We start from the raw sequence: 18,932 nt of genomic DNA, 5'->3' as shown, positions 1-18,932 counted from the left end.
CGGGCGCGGGGGATTACCCAGTCCACCGGTTTGCATACGTTCAGTGGTCGTACTACTGGCGGGGGTACCACTGGCGGGGTCAGGCTTCCGGGCGTACGACCAGGAGCACCCAGCAATACTGGATGGCATGGACGATCGGGCGAACGCATTCGGCGCTGCGGGCGCGGCCACCGACGTTTCGGGCGGTACGGCCACGGGCGCGGCTTCCGCTGCGGCCTTCAGCGATACGACGGGTAGGGCACGTACGGCAGGCGCGCCGGGGGTCCGGGCAGGTACGGCGGGTACGGCGGGGGTCCCGGCAGGTACGGCGCGTGCGGCTGGGGTCCCGGCAGGTGCGGCGGAGGTCGCGGCCCCCGTCGGTACCGCCGAGCCCCTCGACCGCCGGGCCGAGCTGGTCGAGTTCCTGCGTACGAGGCGGGCCAGGCTCAAGCCCGAGGACGTGGGCCTGCCCGACTTCGGCAGGCACCGGCGCGTACCGGGCCTCCGGCGCGAGGAGCTGGCACAGCTCGCAGGGGTGTCCGTCGCGTACTACACCCGCCTTGAGCAGGGCAATGGGCGCAATGTGTCGGCGGAGGTACTCGACGCGATCGCGCGCGCCCTCCGGCTCACCGCCGCGGAACGCGCCCACCTCAACCATCTCGCCAGCCCCAAGCACCACAAGAAGCGCCAGACCGCCACCCGCCCGCAGCACGTACGGCCGGGCCTGCGTCAGCTCCTGGAAGTGATGGAGGGCGTCCCCGCCTACGTCAGCGGCCGCCGCTCCGAGGTCCTCGCCTGGAACCGGATGGCCGCGGCGGTCTTCGGCGACTGGGGCGAGCTGCCGCTCCGCGAGCGGAACTGGGCGCGCCTGGTCTTCCTCTCGCCCGCCTACCGCGACCTCTTCGTCGACTGGGACTCCAAGGCATCCGACCTGGTCAGCTCGCTACGCCTGTACGCGGGCTGCCACCCGGACGACCCGGAACTGTCCGCGCTCATCGGCGAACTGTCGGTGAAGAGCGACGAATTCCGCCGCCTCTGGGCCACCCACGACGTGAAGGAGAAGAGCCACGGCGTGAAGCGGCTCCGCCACCCGCTCGTCGGCCCGCTGACCCTCTCGTTCGAGGGCATGTCCCTCCCCGACGACGACGAACAGATCCTGGTCGTCTACCACGCCGAACCAGGCTCCCCCTCCGACGAGGCCCTCCGCCTCCTCGCAAGCTGGAGCACAACCACCCCACACGCGACAACGACAACGGGCCAGGCCTGAGGGCCGCGCGGGAGTCGGTGCGTACATACACGAGAGCCCGTACCGAACACCTCTCACTCACGGAATATCCCGGAAAGCTGCACTTGATCTCCGCATCGGCGCGCTGGCCGTGTGCATCACACGCTAAGGTTCAACCTCGCACACGGAGAGTGCGGTACGGATCACATTGAATGACATCGCGAGACCGGTCGGACCAGCGCAGCGCGGCCCGGGCGCCGTCGCGTGGCTGGGGGGCCGCATGCTGGAGATGGTCAAGGGCGCCAATGTCGGACTGGACACCCTGAGCGAGGACACCGCTTCCGTCGTTCTGAGTCTGGCCTGGCGCAGCGCGACGGGGGACGGGGACGCGGATGTGTCCCTGCTGCTGGTGGGCGGGAACGGGAAGGTGCGTGGTGACGCGGACTTCTTCTTCTACAACAACCCCGCGTCGGCCGACGGCAGTGTTGCAGTTACTGGGCAAGACGCCCACGGCCGACGGCAGCGAGGACCGGATCACCCTGGATCTGAGCGCCATGCCGGCGGATGTGGAACGGGTCGTTCTGGCGGCCAGCAGATACGGCGGCGCGCGGTTCGGAGATCTGGACGAGCTGCGCGTCACGCTCGCCGACCGCACCGGCGAACCCCTTCTCACCTTCTCCATCGACGATGCCGGGACGGAGAGCGCCTTTATCTTCGGTGAGTTGTACCGGCGGGGCGAGACATGGAAGTTCCGGGCCGTGGGGCAGGGGTACGAGAGCGGCCTGGCGGGACTGGCGACGGATTTCGGCATCGATGTGGACGATGCGGATGACGTGGACGACGCGCGCGAGTCCGACGCGGCCGAGGCCGACGCGGCTGAGTCCGAGTCCGTGCCCTCGGCCGCAGTTTCCGCTACGCCGGTTCCTGCTCCTGCTCCTGCTCCGGCTCGTGCTCCTGTTACGGAGGAGCCCGTGACCGCGCTCCCCGTATCGCTCCCGGCACAGCCCGTACCACCGGCCGCACCCCAGCCCGTACCAACAGCAGGGCTCGCCGTGCCCCCGCCGAGGCGTCCCCGTACCGCCAAGAAGAAGGTCGTACTCCCCAAGTCCACCGGGAAGTCCCTCGCCGAGAACGACGCGTGGCAGCAGGCCCGGCTCTTCCCCGTGCCGTCCCTCAAGAGCGATCGGGAGCGGGAGACGCGCGCGACCTCCGTACTGCTCTCGGTGATGGCGCAGGTGCCGGAGTTCGGTCGCAGGCTCACCGCGGGGTTCGGCGCGCCGGCCGGCCGTACGGAGACCTTCACCGAGGTCTCGCTGCCGCACGGGGACACGCCCAAGCGCCCCGACGGCGTCATCCGTGTCGAGCGCGCCGGGAAGCTGTGGACGGCCCTGGTCGAGACGAAGACGAACGGCAACGCGCTCAAGGCCGCGCAAGTGCAGGACTACATGGACATCGCGGCCCGGCGCGGTTACGAGGCCGTGATCACCCTGTCCAACGATGTGGCGCCGGACGGCAGGCACCCGGTGGACGTCAAGACCGACGGCCGGCGCAAGCACAAGGTGGGGCTGTGGCACCTGTCCTGGGCGGAGGTCGCACACCAGGCACAGATGCTGATCCGGCACGAGGGCGTCGGCAACGCCGCTCACGCGTGGCTGCTCCTGGAGCTTCTGCACTACCTCCAGCACGAGAATTCCGGCTGCCACGGTTTCCAGAACATGGGGCCCGCCTGGGTGCCCGTACGCAAGGGAATCGACGAGGAGACGCTCTGCCAGGGCGACCCCCGTGCCGTGCAGGTGGTCGAGAGCTGGGAACGACTCGTACGACAGGTCTGCCTGCGGCTCGGCGGTGAGCTGGGCCAGAAGGTCCTGCCCGTACAGCGCGCCAAGCGCGGCACCGACCCGCAGACGCGCCGCGTCGCCCTCGCCGACCGTCTCTGCGAGGACGGGCGGCTGCACGCCGAACTCCGGATCGACGGTACGCCCGGCACCCTGTCCGTCGCCGCCGATCTGCGCACCGGCAAGCTGCGGACCTCGATGGACGTCCCGGCGCCTGAGCAGGGTTACCCCCTCTCCTGGGCCAAGCGCCTGATCCGCCAACTCGCCGAATCCCCGGCCGACTTGCACGTCGAGACGCTGGTGGAAACCGCTGGTGCCGGCCCGCGCGGCACGCTGGAACGCCTCCGTCCCGAACCGGCTGACATCCTCCCGCGCGACGGCGCGACGATCACCGGATTCCGGCTGTCGCTCCTCAGAAGCATGGGCAGCACACGTGGCAACGCCGACTCGGGTTTCATCCGAAGCGTCGACGATGCCGTGGAGCGCTTCTACACCGGAGTCGTGGCCCACCTCGAACGCCGTCCGACCAGGCAACGTTCGTAGGTGACGGCGGCGGTTGGCGCATACGGCACGATCGCATGCTCTGCTGCTCGTCGTACGAACATGTCAGCGGTTCGGCTGATCAGCCGAGGCAGATGACGAGCAGGCAGAGCTTGTCGTCCGGTTTTTCCGTGGCCGGCGGGGGAGCTGGAGGGCGGGGTTTCCGGGGTGGAGTCGTCGGTGGGCGGGGTCGACGGCGGGGGTGTGGTCGTCTGCTCCGGGGGCGGCGTGGGATCGGCGGTGGCGGGCGTCTCGTCGTTCGTCACGCTCGTCGCGGGTACGGTCCGCGCCTGCGGGCTCGTTGTCGCCGTGGGGCGGGCGGCGACGCTGGTCAGCCGGAGGGCCTTCGTAGCCGTGGTGGTCACTACGGTGGTGGCGTTCCGCGGCGGGCTGCTGATCGCGGGCTGCTGAGTCGGCGTGGCAGAGCCCTGCGGATCGCCGGTGCGCTGCCGTACGGTCGACGAGTCGGTTTCGGTGGCGTCACCCAGGGTCGTGGCCGCGGCATGGGGCTCGGGCGCCGCGGCCGCCTGCGCGTCATGGCCGGTGGAGGGCCGGGACGGCAGTATGGCGAGCGTCAGCCCGCCTCCGACGAGCGCGACCGTCGACGCGACCACGGCCCGTCGCCGCTGCTTCTTCCAACGGGCCAGCTCCCGCCGCCGGGCCGCACGGCCCTCGGTGGCGGGGACGGCGGAGGCGGATGAAGCGACCGGGACTGCTGAGGCGGCTGAGGCCGCATACTCGGAGCTGTCGGCCGGCTCGTCGTCCCAATCGTCCGCCGCGCCAGCGCCCGCGCCTGCGGCCGTGTATTCGGGTATCTCGGAGTGGGCCGCCGACTCGGCACCGAGCCGCGACGTGGGACCGAAGTAGTCCGCCGCGACCGGGAAGCCCCGCCCGCGCCACGCCTCCGAAGTCGTCACGGCCGCCGGCGCCGAGTCCTGGCCCTGATGCCCGGGCGGCGCGATATCCGGAGCGTACGCGCCACACCCGGGGCACACGAGAGCCCCGTTGAGCGTCCGACGGCACGAGGAGCAGTAGTCCATCCGCGATCTTTTCTGTGCTGACTGCGCCACCAGGGACTCCGGCGACCGGATCAAGTTCGCACTCAGGATCGAGCGGCCTTCAACGTAACGGCGCCTGCGGGAGGCGGTGCGTATTCCATGTGTTGCTCTCGCGAAGATTCCCCACCGCGGATGGGCGGATACGCGCCCGCACCTGACGAATCCGACGGCTGACGGGGCGCGAATTCCGCGTACGCCGGGATCACATCCACGGCAGGTCGGCGTCCAGCGTCATCAAGAGACCAGCCCCGTACGCGCGGGGATCACACGGTGCTGCACCACGCGGCCTGCACGGCGATGGGACCAGCCCCGCATGCGCGGGGATCACCGGAGCCGATCTGTGGATTCACATGGCTGGCGACCCGGTGGTGCTCACTGCCAGGAATTCCGGCACAAGCGCCATATCGACACCTCTTCCGGTGAACCGCCCGGGACGTTGTACCGACCCGGCATCCGCGCCCCAGCCCTCAGCCAGCCGGATGTTCGAACTGAGCCTTACCAGTCACACGACAGCCTTGCGGCGATGCCCTGCCCCCTGCCCCGATGGCTGTCGACGCAAGTCGTCAATCGCTATTCAGCCGTCATCCTCCGGCGCTTCCAACTCCTTGAGTCGTTCCACCAGCCGAGTTGTTCCATCCCGGTCCCAGTCCCAGTCGCACGGCGCTGGGCGCCGCTCCTGGCGGCCACGGTCATCGCCGTGGTGCCGTCGCGATGCAGCGTCACCGAGCGCGTACTTCGCCGCTCAGGTGCAATTGGCCCGTTCCGTACCACTGGCCCGACGAGGTGACTAGCGTTACGTCCCGTGTACGACAGTCGAGAAGCCACTCCCGCCAACCTTCCCGATGAGGGACTGGCGCGCCGGGCAAAGGCACTCGCCTGCACAGCCCCTCTGCAGGCTTTGGATGAGAACAAGGGCAGTTTGCGCTGGGTGAAGGCGGAGGTCTATCAACTGGCCGAGATCGCCCTGCACACCATCGACCAGGTCACCATCTCGATGGACTTCGACTCCGGTGCGAGCCAGGACAAGGTTCTTGACCAGGTCGAGCGGTTCGTCGTACTGCAAGCGCCGGACCGTTCGGCCGAGGAACACCGGAAGGTGGCCCGGCACGTACTGCAGCGGCTGATCAACGTCGGCACGGTGGACCGGAGTTTCAGCGAGACCTATGGGTCGGTCGACGAGCACGGCATCTACCGGCGTTACTCGTTCGAGTTCAATTTGCTGGTCGAGCGGGCGGGCCCGGAAGGAAAGATCTATCTTCGTGCCACGGACGAGGCGATCAACGTCCTGGTCGGCGCGCTGGACACGGACGTGGAGTCGGCACAGATCGCCGCAGAGGTGAAACTCGGCAGCCTGATCAAGCGCGGCAGACTCGCCGAGGCCAAACTTGCGGCCGAGCAGGCCCGTTACCGAACGGTTCAGTACGGGGAGATGCTGCGCCAACTGCTGGATGCCACGACGCGAGACGTCCGCGCGGTGGACTGGGAGCACGAGGTACCGAAGCTCCTTGCGGACGCACTGGTGCACATCGAGGAGCGGTACGACTTCGAGCACCGCATCCTGAGGAACATCAGCGAGGCGCGGGACAAGTCCGACGAACCGATTCAGAAGCAACGGGCCGCGGAGCTGGTCAGCATCGTCCGTGACTGCATCCGCCGCCATATGCAGTTGCAGAAGAGGCTGCTCACGGCCCGTTCCCTCTTCCGTGAGGAACAGGACCGGCAACAGTTCGCCGAACTGCCCCGACGTGCCGTACTCGATCTGCACGGACAGGTGCTTACGCCGGTTCTGGGACTCCCCGTCCGTGACGCGTTGTCCGTCGGCGCTGGCTTCTTCCGCGCCGCCGTCGTACCCGAACCCCCCGCTCTGCTCGGCCTGCCGTCCCTGATCGCCCGGCTGCTCAAACCGGCATCCGAACGTGAGCGGCTGGGCGAGGAGATCCCGGAACCGGTCCTGACGGAAGCGGAGGAACGACCCCCGTTCACCGTGGAGGACTGGGCGGTCACTGATGCGCTGCTCGATCTGCGCGATGCGCCACGGCCGATGAGCGCTCTGCTGGCCGAAGCGGGACTGACGGCGCCCAGCACGGCCGCACTGCTCCTGCACCGTGCGGTCAACGCGTTCAGCCCGGTGGTGGGCGAACGTATCGAGCACGGTGACTCGCATGTCCTCATCGGGGTGCGTAACGGAGACCTGCTCGACCTCGCCCGTTTCGGCGGCGACGATCTGCTGCTCCACTCCGTACCCATCACCTCGCCCCCCGACGACACCGACGACGGCCGGGCCGGCCGCTCTCCCGAGGAAGCTGCCGAATGAGCGACACCTTCACCGTCTCCGACGCGGAGGGCGCTGCTCAGCTTGTGGCCTTCGGCATGCGCCCGCGCCTGCACCCTTCTCAGGACCACGAGTACGAGGGCCTCGTCCGCCGCTATCGCGAGGATGACGGCTTCCAGTTCCTGACCGACCGGATCGCGTTCAGCCTGGGCCTCCACATGGTCAAGGTCAGCGCGGCGACCGGTGCGGTGCTGACGGCCCTGGAGGGATCGGCCTTCGAGACAAAGATCGAGGACTATGCGCGTACGTCACGGCATCGCGGCGACGGCGAGAAGGTGATGCACGGAATCATCCATCTTGCGGTGGCCGCTCTGGCCTTTCCCCGCCCTGCCGACCTGGCGGACGACGGCTACATCGGCCGCGTGAAGACGGGCCTGGTGGACGAGACCGTACGGGAGATCTGCCGCAAACTTCAGCGTCGGGCGGCGCAGAACGAGAGCGCCGAGGATGCCCCCTCCGGCACACCGGAGCTGGAGCGGGCCTGGCGCGCCTACGCCCGTCGGCCGGAGACCTCCGAGACCAAGGACAAGCGCGCTGCCTCCAATTCGACCAGAGCGATGACGTCTCGTGCGCTGCGCTTCCTCATGGACCAGGGTCTCCTGACGATGGTTGAGGACGTCGACGCCGAGGAGGCGGTCTACCGCACCACGCCCCGATATCAGGTGCAGGTCCGTGAACTCGCCTCCACTACCGCTTTCAGGGAACTGTTGAGTCTCGGCGTCGTCCCTCCGATCACCGACCCTGCGGGGACGCTGCGGGTCGGCCTTCCCGGTGCACGGGCTTCCGAGCCCAACGACGTACCGAAAGCCGGCACCGATGTATGAGCTGTCCCGGGTACTGCTGCAGTCCGTCGGTCCGGCGGGGGCTCGGTACCAGAACGTCCTTCTCGACTTCAGCGCGGTTGGCCGGCCCGTCTCCGGCGGCGAGATGCCCCAGTTCGGCGCGGGAGCACCGGCACGGCGTCCTTCGCCTGCGACTGTCCTCTTCCTGGAGAACGGCGGCGGCAAATCCGTGCTCATCAAGTTGATCTTCTCGGTGGTCCTGCCGGGACGGAGACAGGTCGTCGGTGCGACCGGCGGCGGTGTTCTGGAGCGCTTCGTCCTCCCCAAGGACACAGCGCATGTGGTCCTGGAATGGACGCACGCCCGCAGCGGCCGAAGACTGATCACCGGCAAGGTGTCGGAGTGGAAGGACCAGCGGGAGTCCACCGATCCCCGGAATCTGATCGAACACTGGTATCACTTCCGTCCCACCGCCGCCCTGGGCCTGGAGAACCTCCCCTTCTCCACCAGCAATCACTACCTCAGGCAGGCCGCGTACCTGACCGAGCTGGCGAAGGCCAACGCCGCCGATCCCGCCCTGGAATACTTCGATTTCGCGCGGCAGGGCGCATGGACCGAGCGCCTTGTCGAACTGAGCCTCGACCCGGAGCTGTTCCGGTACCAGCGCAGCATGAACGCCGACGAGGGCGAGGCGGCCGAGGCGTTCTCCTTCACCAGTGACATGGCCTTTGTGAACTTCCTGCTCAGCGCTGTCCTGCCGGCCGGCCCTGCCAAGGAGCTCGCGGACCTGGTGGACACTTACGCAGAGCGGCTCAGCCGTCGTACCGAACTGCTCCTCGAACAGGACTTCGTTCAGGGTGCGCTGGACATCCTTGAGCCGCTCGCTGCGGCACACGGGAGCGCCGACCAGGCCCGCAGCCGGAGGACGGCCGCTGCCCGGAGCATGGCCATTCTGCTACGCCGTCTGCGTGCCCGCGCCGAGGCCGAGGCCGCCTCCGTCCTCCAGATCCAGGAGGAGACCGGGCAACTCGCGGTCGAGCGCGCCAAACGGCACGCCGAACACACCCGGCTGTCTGCGGTCACGGTCGAGTTGGAGCGTCTGGTGGCGCAGCTCCGCTGGGAGGAAGCGGCCTCGGAGTACCGGCGCGCCGAGACCGACGCCCAGCGGGCTGAGGCTGCGGCGGCAGCCTGGAAGATCACCCCCGCGATCCTGCGGCAGCTCACGGCGGAGCAGCGGCTGGGCAGCCTCCGCGCAGTGGTGGAGGCCGCAGAGGAAGCCGCTCGGCCCGCACTGGCAGCCCGGGATCAGGCGGCGGCCCGGCTCGTGGGCGCACTCCGCGACGCCGTAAAGGACCTGCTCGACAAGGCAGCGCAGACCGAGGCGAAAGCCGGAGAAGTCGCCGCTCGGGCCGAAGACCACCAGACGGAGCACAACGAAGCCCTGGCCCGCTCGATCGGCTGGCTGAAGGAGGCCGAGACGGCCGAGCAGCACGTGCGCGAGGTACGTGACGCGGTTGCGATCGCAGTCCGGAACGGACTGCTCCCACCGGACACCTCTGCGGGGACTGCGCTGAAGGAGGCGACCACCGCTGCCGAGGAGAACGCGAGCCGGCTCGCCGTGCTGGAGGCCGAGGCCAAGCGGCTCGAAGACGAGCAGCAGCGTGCCGCGCAAGCCGTCCGGGAATCGGAAGCGAGTGTGGCCGTACTGCACCGGGTGCTCGATACCGCCGAGCAGGACTGCGGAGCGGCGGCCGCCCGCAAGGACGCGCTGAGCGCCGATCCCGCCTTCGTGGACCTGCTCGGGCACGGGCCCGGAGACCTGGAAACCGCTGCGGAGGCGCTTCGGGCCGGGCTGACCGAGGTGCACGACAAGGCGGTCGCGGAGATCACGGATCTGCGGGTGGCCGAGGCACAGGACGAGCGCGCCCGCATCGCCCTGGAGAGCACCGAGCTGCTGCCCGCCTCTCCAGAGGCGGTGCAGGTCAAGGAGATCCTCGCGGAGGGCGGAATCACCGCTTGGACCGGCTGGGAGTACCTTGCGGCCATCCCGGACATGGACCGCCGCCGTGCTCTCGTCGAGCGGGTACCGCAGCTCGTCGGCGGTGTCCTGCTCAACAATCCGGCGCAGCTCGACGCGGCGCGCGAACTGATCAGCAGCCGGGAACCGCACCCGAGCGGCTTCCTGGCGGTGGGCACCACCAAAGCCGTGGCCCAGGAGCACCCCACCGTCAGCGGTGTCGACTTCGTCGTCCCACCGCACCCGGCGCTGTACGACGAGCGGGCCGCCGACGCGGAACGCCGACTGGTCAGACAGCGCCACCACCGGCGCGGGGAACGCCTGACGGAACTCACCGAACGGCGGAGTTCCGCTGCCACGCTGGCGGCGCGGCTCCAGGAGTGGCGCAGGGAATTCCCTCCAGGCCGCCTGGCCGAACTCCGGGAACGGCTGGAGACCCAGCGGCAACTGGTCGAAGACGGCGAACGCGAAGCCGAGGAGCGGCGCGCGGTACGTGAGGCGCTGAGGGAGAGCCGTACGGCCGTCCTGGAGGAGGCCGAACCGGTACGAGCCGCCCAGCGGGGACTCGACGAACGTGTCCACCGTCTCCGCGGGCTCGCCGATCGGGAGTCGAGGGTCCCCGGATGGGAGGCCACCGCAGTCCTGCACCGGGAAGCCGGCGAACGTGAGCAGGAGAGGGCCCATCACGCTGCGGAGAAAGCCGGGCACGGTCGCGAACAGGCGGGCGGTCTGCTGCGTGAGACGGACGGGCTACGAGCCTCCGCCAGCCGGCTCGGAGAGGAACTGGCCGGTCTGCCCGCGGATGCGGAACCGGTGGCACCGGAACAGCCGGGCGTACCGCTGGAGGTGCTGCGACGCGGCTATGCGAACGCGGCCGAGGCATACCTGCGGGCGTCGGTCGGGGACAAGCTGCTCGCCGATCTGCAACAGGCCGAGGGCGGCGCCACCCAGATCGCTACCGAACTCGCGGAGCATCCGGACGCTGTGGTCGAGCTGGCTCGACAACTGCTGGACGGGCCGGAAGGCTCTGACACCGCCTCCCGCGAGCTGGCACGCAGGCTCGCCGAGCAGGCGGCACCGGAGCTGCGGAGCCGGGCTGCCGAATTGAGCGCACGGGCGGCCGGCCGGAAGGAGGAGTTCGAGAAGTTCGCCGCTCCCGTTGCCGTGGCCGACCTGACGCCGTTCGAGAAGCCACGTCATCTCGGCCACGGTCTACGGCTCGTGGAAGAAGCGAAGCAGGCGCGCGAAGAAGCCTGGCGTGTGGTGCAGGACCTGGACGGGCACGGCAGGCGATTGAAGGAGTCCTTGGCAGACGCACAGGTTTCACACCAGGGGTTTGAACAACTCATGCTGGGGTGGGAGGAGTTTTCCGCATTCGAGCCCGCCGAACTGGTTGATCCCGAACCGTTCGAGGGCGATCTGTCCGCCGCCAGGGCGGAGCATCAGGCGGCCCGTGCGGAGCACGAGGACGCCCGTAAACGGAAGGCAGCGGCGGAGGACGACGAACGCCGGTACTCCGACCGGCTGGTCCGGCATGCGGGCCGGGAAGCGTTCCTGCCGCTGGAAACGAAGAGCCGACAGATCATTCTCGAAAGCGAGCGGTCCGATCTGCCCAAGCGCGCCACTGAGTGGGCCGGTGCCATGCGCGGACGCGTCCGGTCGCTCACTGATGACCTGGACACGATCGACCGCCATCGAAAGGCGATCGTCCAGCAGTTGGCCCAGCAGGTCGCCGATGCACTGGACACACTGCGGCGGGCCGAGCGGCTTTCGCGGCTGCCGAAGGGACTCGGTGACTGGTCCGGCCAGAGGTTCCTCAGGATCCGATTCAAGGAGATCGGCGAAGAGGCTCTGCTGGACCGCATGGGCCAGATCGTGGACGACATGGCAAAGAGCACCATGGAAGCCGTCGCGGCGGGCCGGGAGCCCAAACGGGACGGCATCTCCCTGATCCTTCGAGGGGTGGCGGCGGCCGGAGCGCCGAGCGGATTCAAGGTGACGATCCTCAAGCCCGACGCCGTACTGCGCACCCAGCGGGTTCCCGTGTCCGACATCCGGGCGGTGTTCTCCGGCGGCCAGATCCTCACCACCGCGATCATTCTGTACTGCACCATGGCGGCACTGCGCGCCAATGATCGCGGCCGTGTGGGCAATCAGCACTCCGGCGTGCTCTTCCTCGACAACCCGATCGGCCGTGCCTCGGCCACCTACCTGCTGCGGCTTCAGCAGTCCGTGGCCCGGGCGCTGGGCGTCCAGCTCGTGTACACCACAGGTCTGTTCGACACCACGGCGCTGGACACGTTTCCCCTGGTGGTCAGGCTGCGCAATGACGCCGACCTCCGCGCCCGACGCAAGTACCTGTCCGTGGGGGAGGTCTTCGGGCGCTACCTGGACGAATCGCTGCCAGAAACCGGTGGTCCCCAGATCTCGGCGACCCGTTATTACGCCAAAGACGACGGTGCAGATGACAGCGAATGACCTTCAGGCGCCCGGTGCGACTCCGAGCGAGGAGGCCTTTGAACTCCTCTCTCTGCTCCACAACCAGGCTCTCGACCGCAAGTGGAAGAGAACTACCAAGAAAACCATACCGATCGCGGATGTGAAGGAGGCGTTTCGCCGTATGGCACCGCCGCCCGGAAAGGAGAAGGAACTTCCGAACCGTGTACTCTCGGAGTACTTGCGGCAATTGGCCGGGGCCGGCCATATGAAGCGCTCACCCAGAACGGATGGTGAGCGGGTACCGCTGCCGATGAGCATCACGCTGGCACCCATCGCCTCCGCCGTGAGGCCCATTCTGCCGATGCCTCCCTTGTGTGAAGAACTCGCATGTGTCGAGGGTTATTGGGCTTTGCCCCACACCACTGACCACATCCGCAGGGCGTATACGGCACTGAACACCTGGCTGCTCAGAGGAGACAAGGGCACACCTGTCCCGCTGCGTGAGCGGGCCCTGAAGATCTTCGGAAGCGATCGCCATTTCCAGCAGCCAAAGCATCCGGCGGAGAAGGTCTTCGACGGATTGAACGCGAAACCCCTTTTCTCGGACCGTTCGACGCTGCTAAAGATAATCAACGCCTTCGATGTGGATCCACCGTTGCTCACCAAGGAATACGATTCGGTTCCATTGGAGGAGGACAGCGGCTACCACAGTCCCGGCGAGGGGCGCAGGCTTCTGGTCGTCGAGAACTCCACCACCTACTGGTCGATCTCCCATATGCTTCAGCGCATCGACCATCGGATCGGGCATGTTGCCTGGGGTATCGGCGGCACCTTCCAGAAATCCATCGGCAGCATCACCCCGGAAGACGAGATATCCGACATCGTCTACTTCGGGGACCTCGACGTCAGCGGCTTGAGGATTCCAGTCAATGCCGGTAAACGTGACTCTCACCTGCCGCCGATCCGCCCCGCCGTCGAGTTGTACGACGCGCTGTTCCGGTTGGGCGAACCGGGCCGCTGCCCGCCCAAGGAGGCAAAGGTATCGGCGGCGAAAGCTCAGGAGCTGGCCTCCTGGCTCGACCCCCGACACCGTGACCAGGCTGTCGACCTCATGGTGCGCGGTGAGCGGCTGGCACAGGAGTGGGTCGGCCTCGATCACCTGAGTACCGACGAGCGTTGGCACGCGGACGTGCGATGACGTAACCCCACCCGGGACCGGGCCGTTCATCGGGACGACCGGAGACCGAAGCGGCATGACCCAGTTGACCCCCGGCGGCAGCCGAACGCACGAGAGGCAAGTTGAGTGACTCATCCAGAGGGCGAGGCCGGCAAGTCGTCGTGGAGACCGACGGGTCAAATCGTTCCGGTCAGCCGCCCGTATCTCTCGGACGAAGTCGTCCGGGGCCTGAACCGCTACCGCATCGTGGTTGTGAACGGCCCCAACGCCGTCGGCAAGTCACACCTCGTCATGCGAGAGGTGTCCCGCCAGTGCGCCGACCACTTCGGGGAAGTCCTGCCGGTCACTGGTGAGCTCTTACAGCAACTCGATGCGGTATCCAGCGAGTTCGTCCCCCATCTGCGCCCACCGGTGCTGCTGCTCCTCGACGACGTTCCTGGCCCCGAGTCCCTTCCCGACAGCCTGCTGAACAGCGGTGCTCAACTCGTCGTCGTCTCCCGTGCCGCAGCCGACAGCTGGCGGCATCTGGCGAAGGTGGTGACGGTCGGGCCCTTCGCCCGCGAGGAGTCGGTCCGGTTCCTCACCTCCAATCTGACGGGGCTGTCCAGAGGAGAGGCCGACCGGTTGGCCGAGCACCTGGGTGATCTCCCCCTGGCGCTCACATGCCTGCTCCACTGGTACGTACCAGGTGTCACGGCCGAGGTCCTCCTCCATCAGGTGAAGAACCACGCCCCTGTCATGTTCGGAGCCGGCAAGCCTGACGACTATCACTCCTCGCTGGTGACCGAGATGCGCAGGGCCATGGACGCCCTGCCACCGGACGATCTGCTCTCGCACGGTGACGTTCTGGGCGCACTTGCCCTGATGGACGGCGTGTCTTTCCCTATCTCGCTCCTCAACACCCAGCCACATCGACGCAGGTGGCGTTCCGCCCTCAACGAACTGCCGTCCGAACGGCGTGTGCCGCTCTACCGCTTTGATGCGATGCTCAGGGATCTGGAACAGCGCGAGTTCGTCCGGGTCGTCAAAGGTGAAGTTCACGTCGTCTGGCTCACTTGCCAGTTGGTGCGCCACGCCATGTCGTCGGCCGAGTTCGAACGGGCCATGCGCGTGGCCGAGTCGATGCTGCTCGGCACGGTGCCCGCCAGCAGAGGCGTTGCCCGTTGGGAGGACTGGCCGTGCTGGGAGGCGAGCGTGGACGCCCTTCAGTCCATCGACCCAAAATTTCTGACCACTTCCCCGGGCCGCTACGCACTGCTCGCCGCCTGCGACTTTCTCGTGGAGCAAGGCCGCGCCGCCGAGGCTCGGGACCGTTTGCTGGCACTTCGGTCGGACTGGAAGCGTACGCGGGACGTTCCGTGGGATCTGCGGTTGAGGGCCGTCGATCTGCTCTCGCAAGCTTCCTGGCGGCTCGGCGACACCGCGCGGGCCCGCCGGTACGGTGCGACCGCTTTCCGAGTCAGACGGTTTGTGCAGGGTCCCCACCACCCCGACACCATCGCCAGCGCCGCCCGCTGGGCGCTGGCCGCTTGCCGTATCGACCGTCTGGAAGAGCTACGGCCACTCGCCGAGGCCATCCCGGATCAGCGTCTCGCGTTTCGTATCTCGGCCTTCATCGCTCTGCTTCGCGAACGGTCCTTTCACGGCCCCGGCCTTGTCGAGTGGATCGAAAAGATCGCCAAGGCACAGAGCGATCTCCTCGGCCCCGGCCACCCGCACACCCTTGTTACGACCCATCTCCTGGCCCAGGCCCTCAGCAGGGCCGGCGAGCCAACGAAGGCATGCGAGCAGTACGAAGAGACCCTGGCATTCCGCACCAAGACACTCGGTCCTCGACATCCCGACACGATCGCAACAGCCCGCGCGTTGCGCGCGCAGCGTCGCGAATTGAGAAGTTGAAGGCTTGAGATGGTTCATCCAACTGTCCGCAGAGAGCCGCCTGGTCGCCTTCGCAGTACGGCCGGGGTGGTTGCTGTTGATCTGGATGAGGGCCGAGTCCGGCTGTCGATGGCCGCCACCGAGAACCCAGAACTGTGGACGTTCCTGAAGTCGCTCCACCGCGGTGAGATCCTTTCCGGCACGGTCGCGGCGATCGAGCGGTTCGGTGTGTTGTGGGCGCTGGAGGACAGTCCCTGCCATCCGGTCTTCCCCGGTGCCGGGTTCATTACGGTCCCCGAGTTGTCCTGGCGGCGTTTCGAAGCGGCTTCGGGCGTCGTTCAAGGTCGGACAGCGCGTCTCATGCGAGTTCCTGGAGTTCGACACCTGGAACGGAGAAGCCAGACTGTCCGTGCGAGCGACGCAGGCTGGCCCTCTCCCGACGACAGGTTGCAGCCCCGCCCTCCTGTGACTCCTGAGAGTTCGTCCCCGGCGGTGACCTGATAACGCCCGTGGCTCGAATCGTGCTCTTTCGGTCCCAAGTGACGCGTCTCACCCTTCGGTAAGGGGACATACGGCGACGCTGTGGGATCGACGGGGGCCGCGATGGGCGAACCACTTTATGTACCCGTGCTGCCTACGACACGGGCAGCCCGGACCGCTTACACGCGGCTGGATCGTCGCGTGCGACAGCGGATCGCGCCGCTCTGGACGGTTGTGCCACGTCTGGGGCCCGAGCGCGCAAGAGGACTGCATCCCGTCCCGGATCCGGAAGCCGGCCAGGTAGGGCTTCACACATGGCTCACGCCGCGCATCGACGGCCTCGTTGCGGCGACGGGAGACCACGGCGGCTGGGTGGACGCCACCCACGTGGAGCGCCTTGTCGACGCCTCCGCGACCGGTCTGTGGAATCTGATGACATCAAGCCGCTTACGTCTGATCACCGGACCGGAACGGGATATCCGGCACCAGCGCCACGCCGCCGATCTTGCCTTCCTCAGTGGTCGAGGACTCGGGATACGTGTCCTGCTCGACAACCCACCGGACGAACCCCGCTCGACGCAGTTGCTGGCTTTGATCGAACGACTCCGACTGCCGCCCTCTCAATTGGATCTCCTCCTGGACGTGGGTCCGGCCCATGACCCTGTTGAAGCCGGCAAGACGGCCCTTATGGCTCTCGACCTGCTCGGCCCCCTGGTGCCCTGGCGTACGGTCGTCCTGACGTCCGGTTCCTTCCCGCGCGTTCTTGAGAACCTCGCTACCCAGCCCAGGCGCATCATCCGGCGCCATGACTGGGATCTCTACCGTTCGGTACGCGATGCCCGCCCGGCCCTTTCGTCCAGGGTGATCTATGGCGACTATTCCGTGGAACATGTCTTCAGCGCCAACATGGCCGCAGTCCGGCATCGTGGCCCAGGCTGGGGCCTCCTGCGTTACACCGCACCGGACACATTTCTCGTCGCCCAGGTTCCAACGCGAGGCCCCGGGCACGTCTCCCGTGCCCGTGCCGGGGCGCGCTGGATCGTGGAGTCCGACTCCTTCCGCGCGCCTGACGGCATTCACGGCAGCGAAGGCGAACGCTGGTTGCACGCAAGTGCTCATGGCGATGGGCCTGATGGCTCGGGGAACGCCGAGAAGTGGATGCAGGTCGGACACATCCAGCACATGAACTTCGTTGTGGACCAACTTGCCGGACTCGGATGATGCCTCGATCGGAACTGGGCTGCTGGGGGCCGATGGGCCAGGCAGTTGGTTGCGGAGCTTGCGCACGGAGGGCAGGGCGGCCCGGATAGCAGAAGAGGTCCGAGCCCGCTGGCCTTGCATGTTGTTGTGTTCAGTCGGCCGTCGGGTGTTGGCCGGTGTCAGTGGTCGGCCGTCGGTGCGGCCTTGATCCGTTCGGCGCGCCCATGACAATGTCTTTGCATGCGCATTCTGTGAACGCGGGCGTATGTACGGGGGGTTGAGGGTCGTGGCTGTCACGGTGCCGGAGTGGGCCGACGTTCTGCTGGATCTGATCGGTGTGTCCTGGCCGAACGTCGATGAGGACGCCTACCGGGACATGGCCGATGCTCTGCGAGAGTTCGCGGAGGATCTGGAGGATGACGGGCAACTTGCGAACAACCATGTGCAGCGCCTGATCTCGTCCGGGCACGGGGAGGCTCTCGATGCGCTGAACGGGCATTGGGGGAAGGTCAAGGACAAGCACATCAGCGACATCGCCTCGGCGGCGCGGACGATCGCGGGTGCGCTGGACACGGCGGCCACGGCGATCGAGGTGATGAAGGGCGCGGCAATTGTTCAGCTCGGCTATCTGGCGGCCGAGGCGGGGATCGCGCTGTCGCTGATCCCGGTCACGGGTGGTCTGTCGGCGCTGTTCGGTGCCGCCGCGATACGGGCGACGCAGGAGGTTGTGAGGCGGCTGATCAAGGAGGCGGCGGACGAGGCGGTCGGTTACATCGTCGCGGCGATGACCGAACCGGCTGTCGCGGCCCTGGAGAACCTGGCCGCCGATCTGGTGGTCCAGCTCGGTGCCACGGCCATGGGGCTTCAGGACGGTGTCGACCTCGGCCAGGCGCGGCAGGCCGGTACGGACGGTTTCCGGGAGGGCGTGCAGGGCTCGAAGGACGCCATGCATCTGGCTTCAGCGGGCGGCGGAGGTGGCGCGGGTGGTCCCGGTTTCCATATCGAGCACGCCGAGCACGACTTCGCCTCGACTCAGCTCAACGGCGTCAGCGTCAGCATCCATGGAAGGACTGCCAGCAAGCTAACCGAAGCCAGGACGGCTCACGGCCGTAACCGTGGCCGGGACTCCATAGCCGAAGTCATCGATCCGCTGGCTGACAAGGCCATGGACGCGCTGGAAAAGGCCGTCAGGACCATGGGCGACCACGTCGGCCAGACCCTCCCCCAGGCCGTCCGCCGGATATCCGACGACCACAGGAACAACGCCGACGACATCCGCGCCCGCCTCGCCCGGGAGCGCGCCGACGACAGCGGTACCGGTGGCCCGACGAGTCGTACTGCCCGCCGCGGCGACAGCACATCCACACGCACCCGACCGGACTCGCTCCGTGGTGTTGGGGACGACCCACGCCGACACAGCATTCCGCTGACCAAGAAGACGTGCAAGAACGATCCGGTCGATGTTGTGACAGGCGAAATGACACTGCAGCACAAGGACATCTCGCTGCCCGGCGTGCTGCCGCTCATCCTCACCCGCACCCACCTCTCCACATATCGCTACGGCCAGTGGTTCGGCCGCACTTGGGCCTCTACGCTCGACGAACGCATCGAGCTCGACCCGGTCGGTGCCGGCGCCGTGTGGGCCCGCGAGGACGGCTCCCTTCTTCTTCTACCCTCGCCTCCCGCAGCCCGGCGGCGAGCCGGTCCTGCCGCTGGAGGGCCCGCGCCTGGCCCTCGCTCATGGTGGCCAGTACGCGGACGAGACGACGTACACCGTGACCGACACCCGTACTGGGCTGATCCGGTCGTTCACCGGCAGCCCGTACCGTGCCTCGACCGCCCACTGGCTGACCGCGATCGAGGACCGTAACGCCAACCGCATCGCCTTCGCCCGCAGGCCCGACGGTTCGCCCACTGTCGTCAGCCAACGCGACTTCAGTCTCGACATACTGCTCGAAAACCCTGAACACGCTGCCCAGCAAGAGCGACG

General features: G+C 67.7%; 8 protein-coding genes and 3 pseudogenes. 10 read left to right on the top strand and 1 reads right to left on the bottom strand.

From position 1 onward, the window contains the following. Positions 1-127: 127 nt before the first annotated feature. Positions 128-1,246 (top strand): helix-turn-helix domain-containing protein, encoded by a 1,119-nt coding sequence (locus KQY30_RS16715; RefSeq protein ID WP_254407171.1) that lies wholly within the window; start codon positions 128-130, stop codon positions 1,244-1,246. A 247-nt stretch (positions 1,247-1,493) separates the two neighbouring features. Next, positions 1,494-3,582 (top strand): annotated as a pseudogene (locus KQY30_RS16710) (TerD family protein). On the opposite strand, the gene KQY30_RS16705 reads toward KQY30_RS16710, so the two are convergent. Next, complete coding sequence (locus KQY30_RS16705) at positions 3,528-4,496, bottom strand: hypothetical protein (protein WP_217307511.1); 969 nt, start codon at positions 4,494-4,496, stop codon at positions 3,528-3,530. The pseudogene KQY30_RS16710 and the gene KQY30_RS16705 overlap by 55 nt on opposite strands. Before the next feature lie 1,039 nt (positions 4,497-5,535). On the opposite strand from KQY30_RS16705, the gene KQY30_RS16700 reads away from it, so the two are divergent. The 8 genes and pseudogenes from KQY30_RS16700 to KQY30_RS16670 form a co-directional block, all read left to right on the top strand. Then, positions 5,536-6,951 carry a hypothetical protein gene (locus KQY30_RS16700; RefSeq protein WP_254407170.1) on the top strand — a complete coding sequence of 472 codons (1,416 nt, stop codon included), beginning with the start codon at positions 5,536-5,538 and terminating at the stop codon, positions 6,949-6,951. Continuing rightward, positions 6,948-7,793, top strand: coding sequence for a hypothetical protein (locus tag KQY30_RS16695; protein WP_217307509.1), 846 nt, complete (start codon positions 6,948-6,950; stop codon positions 7,791-7,793). The genes KQY30_RS16700 and KQY30_RS16695 overlap by 4 nt, the downstream gene beginning before the upstream one ends. Next, positions 7,786-12,246, top strand: a complete 4,461-nt coding sequence (locus KQY30_RS16690; RefSeq protein ID WP_217307508.1) for a hypothetical protein — start codon at positions 7,786-7,788, stop codon at positions 12,244-12,246. The genes KQY30_RS16695 and KQY30_RS16690 overlap by 8 nt, the downstream gene beginning before the upstream one ends. Continuing rightward, a complete protein-coding gene (locus KQY30_RS16685) occupies positions 12,233-13,405 on the top strand; it encodes a Wadjet anti-phage system protein JetD domain-containing protein (RefSeq protein WP_217307507.1) in 1,173 nt (390 codons plus the stop codon). The genes KQY30_RS16690 and KQY30_RS16685 overlap by 14 nt, the downstream gene beginning before the upstream one ends. Positions 13,406-13,636: 231 nt before the next feature. Continuing rightward, on the top strand, positions 13,637-15,283 hold the full coding sequence (locus KQY30_RS16680; RefSeq protein WP_217307506.1) for a tetratricopeptide repeat protein: 1,647 nt from the start codon (positions 13,637-13,639) through the stop codon (positions 15,281-15,283). Between the two features lie 9 nt (positions 15,284-15,292). Next, a pseudogene (locus KQY30_RS36480) lies at positions 15,293-15,686 on the top strand (S1 RNA-binding domain-containing protein); the annotation flags it as partial. 179 nt (positions 15,687-15,865) lie between these two features. Then, positions 15,866-16,963 (top strand): beta family protein, encoded by a 1,098-nt coding sequence (locus KQY30_RS16675; RefSeq protein ID WP_217307505.1) that lies wholly within the window; start codon positions 15,866-15,868, stop codon positions 16,961-16,963. 265 nt (positions 16,964-17,228) lie between these two features. Then, a pseudogene (locus tag KQY30_RS16670) lies at positions 17,229-18,867 on the top strand (DUF6531 domain-containing protein); the annotation flags it as partial. Between the last annotated feature and the right edge of the window lie 65 nt (positions 18,868-18,932).

This window comes from Streptomyces sp. GMY02 (genome assembly GCF_019056675.1).
In the GTDB taxonomy this organism is placed as follows: Bacteria; Actinomycetota; Actinomycetes; order Streptomycetales; family Streptomycetaceae; genus Streptomyces; species Streptomyces odonnellii.
This window is presented reverse-complemented; position numbering and strand designations above follow the sequence as displayed.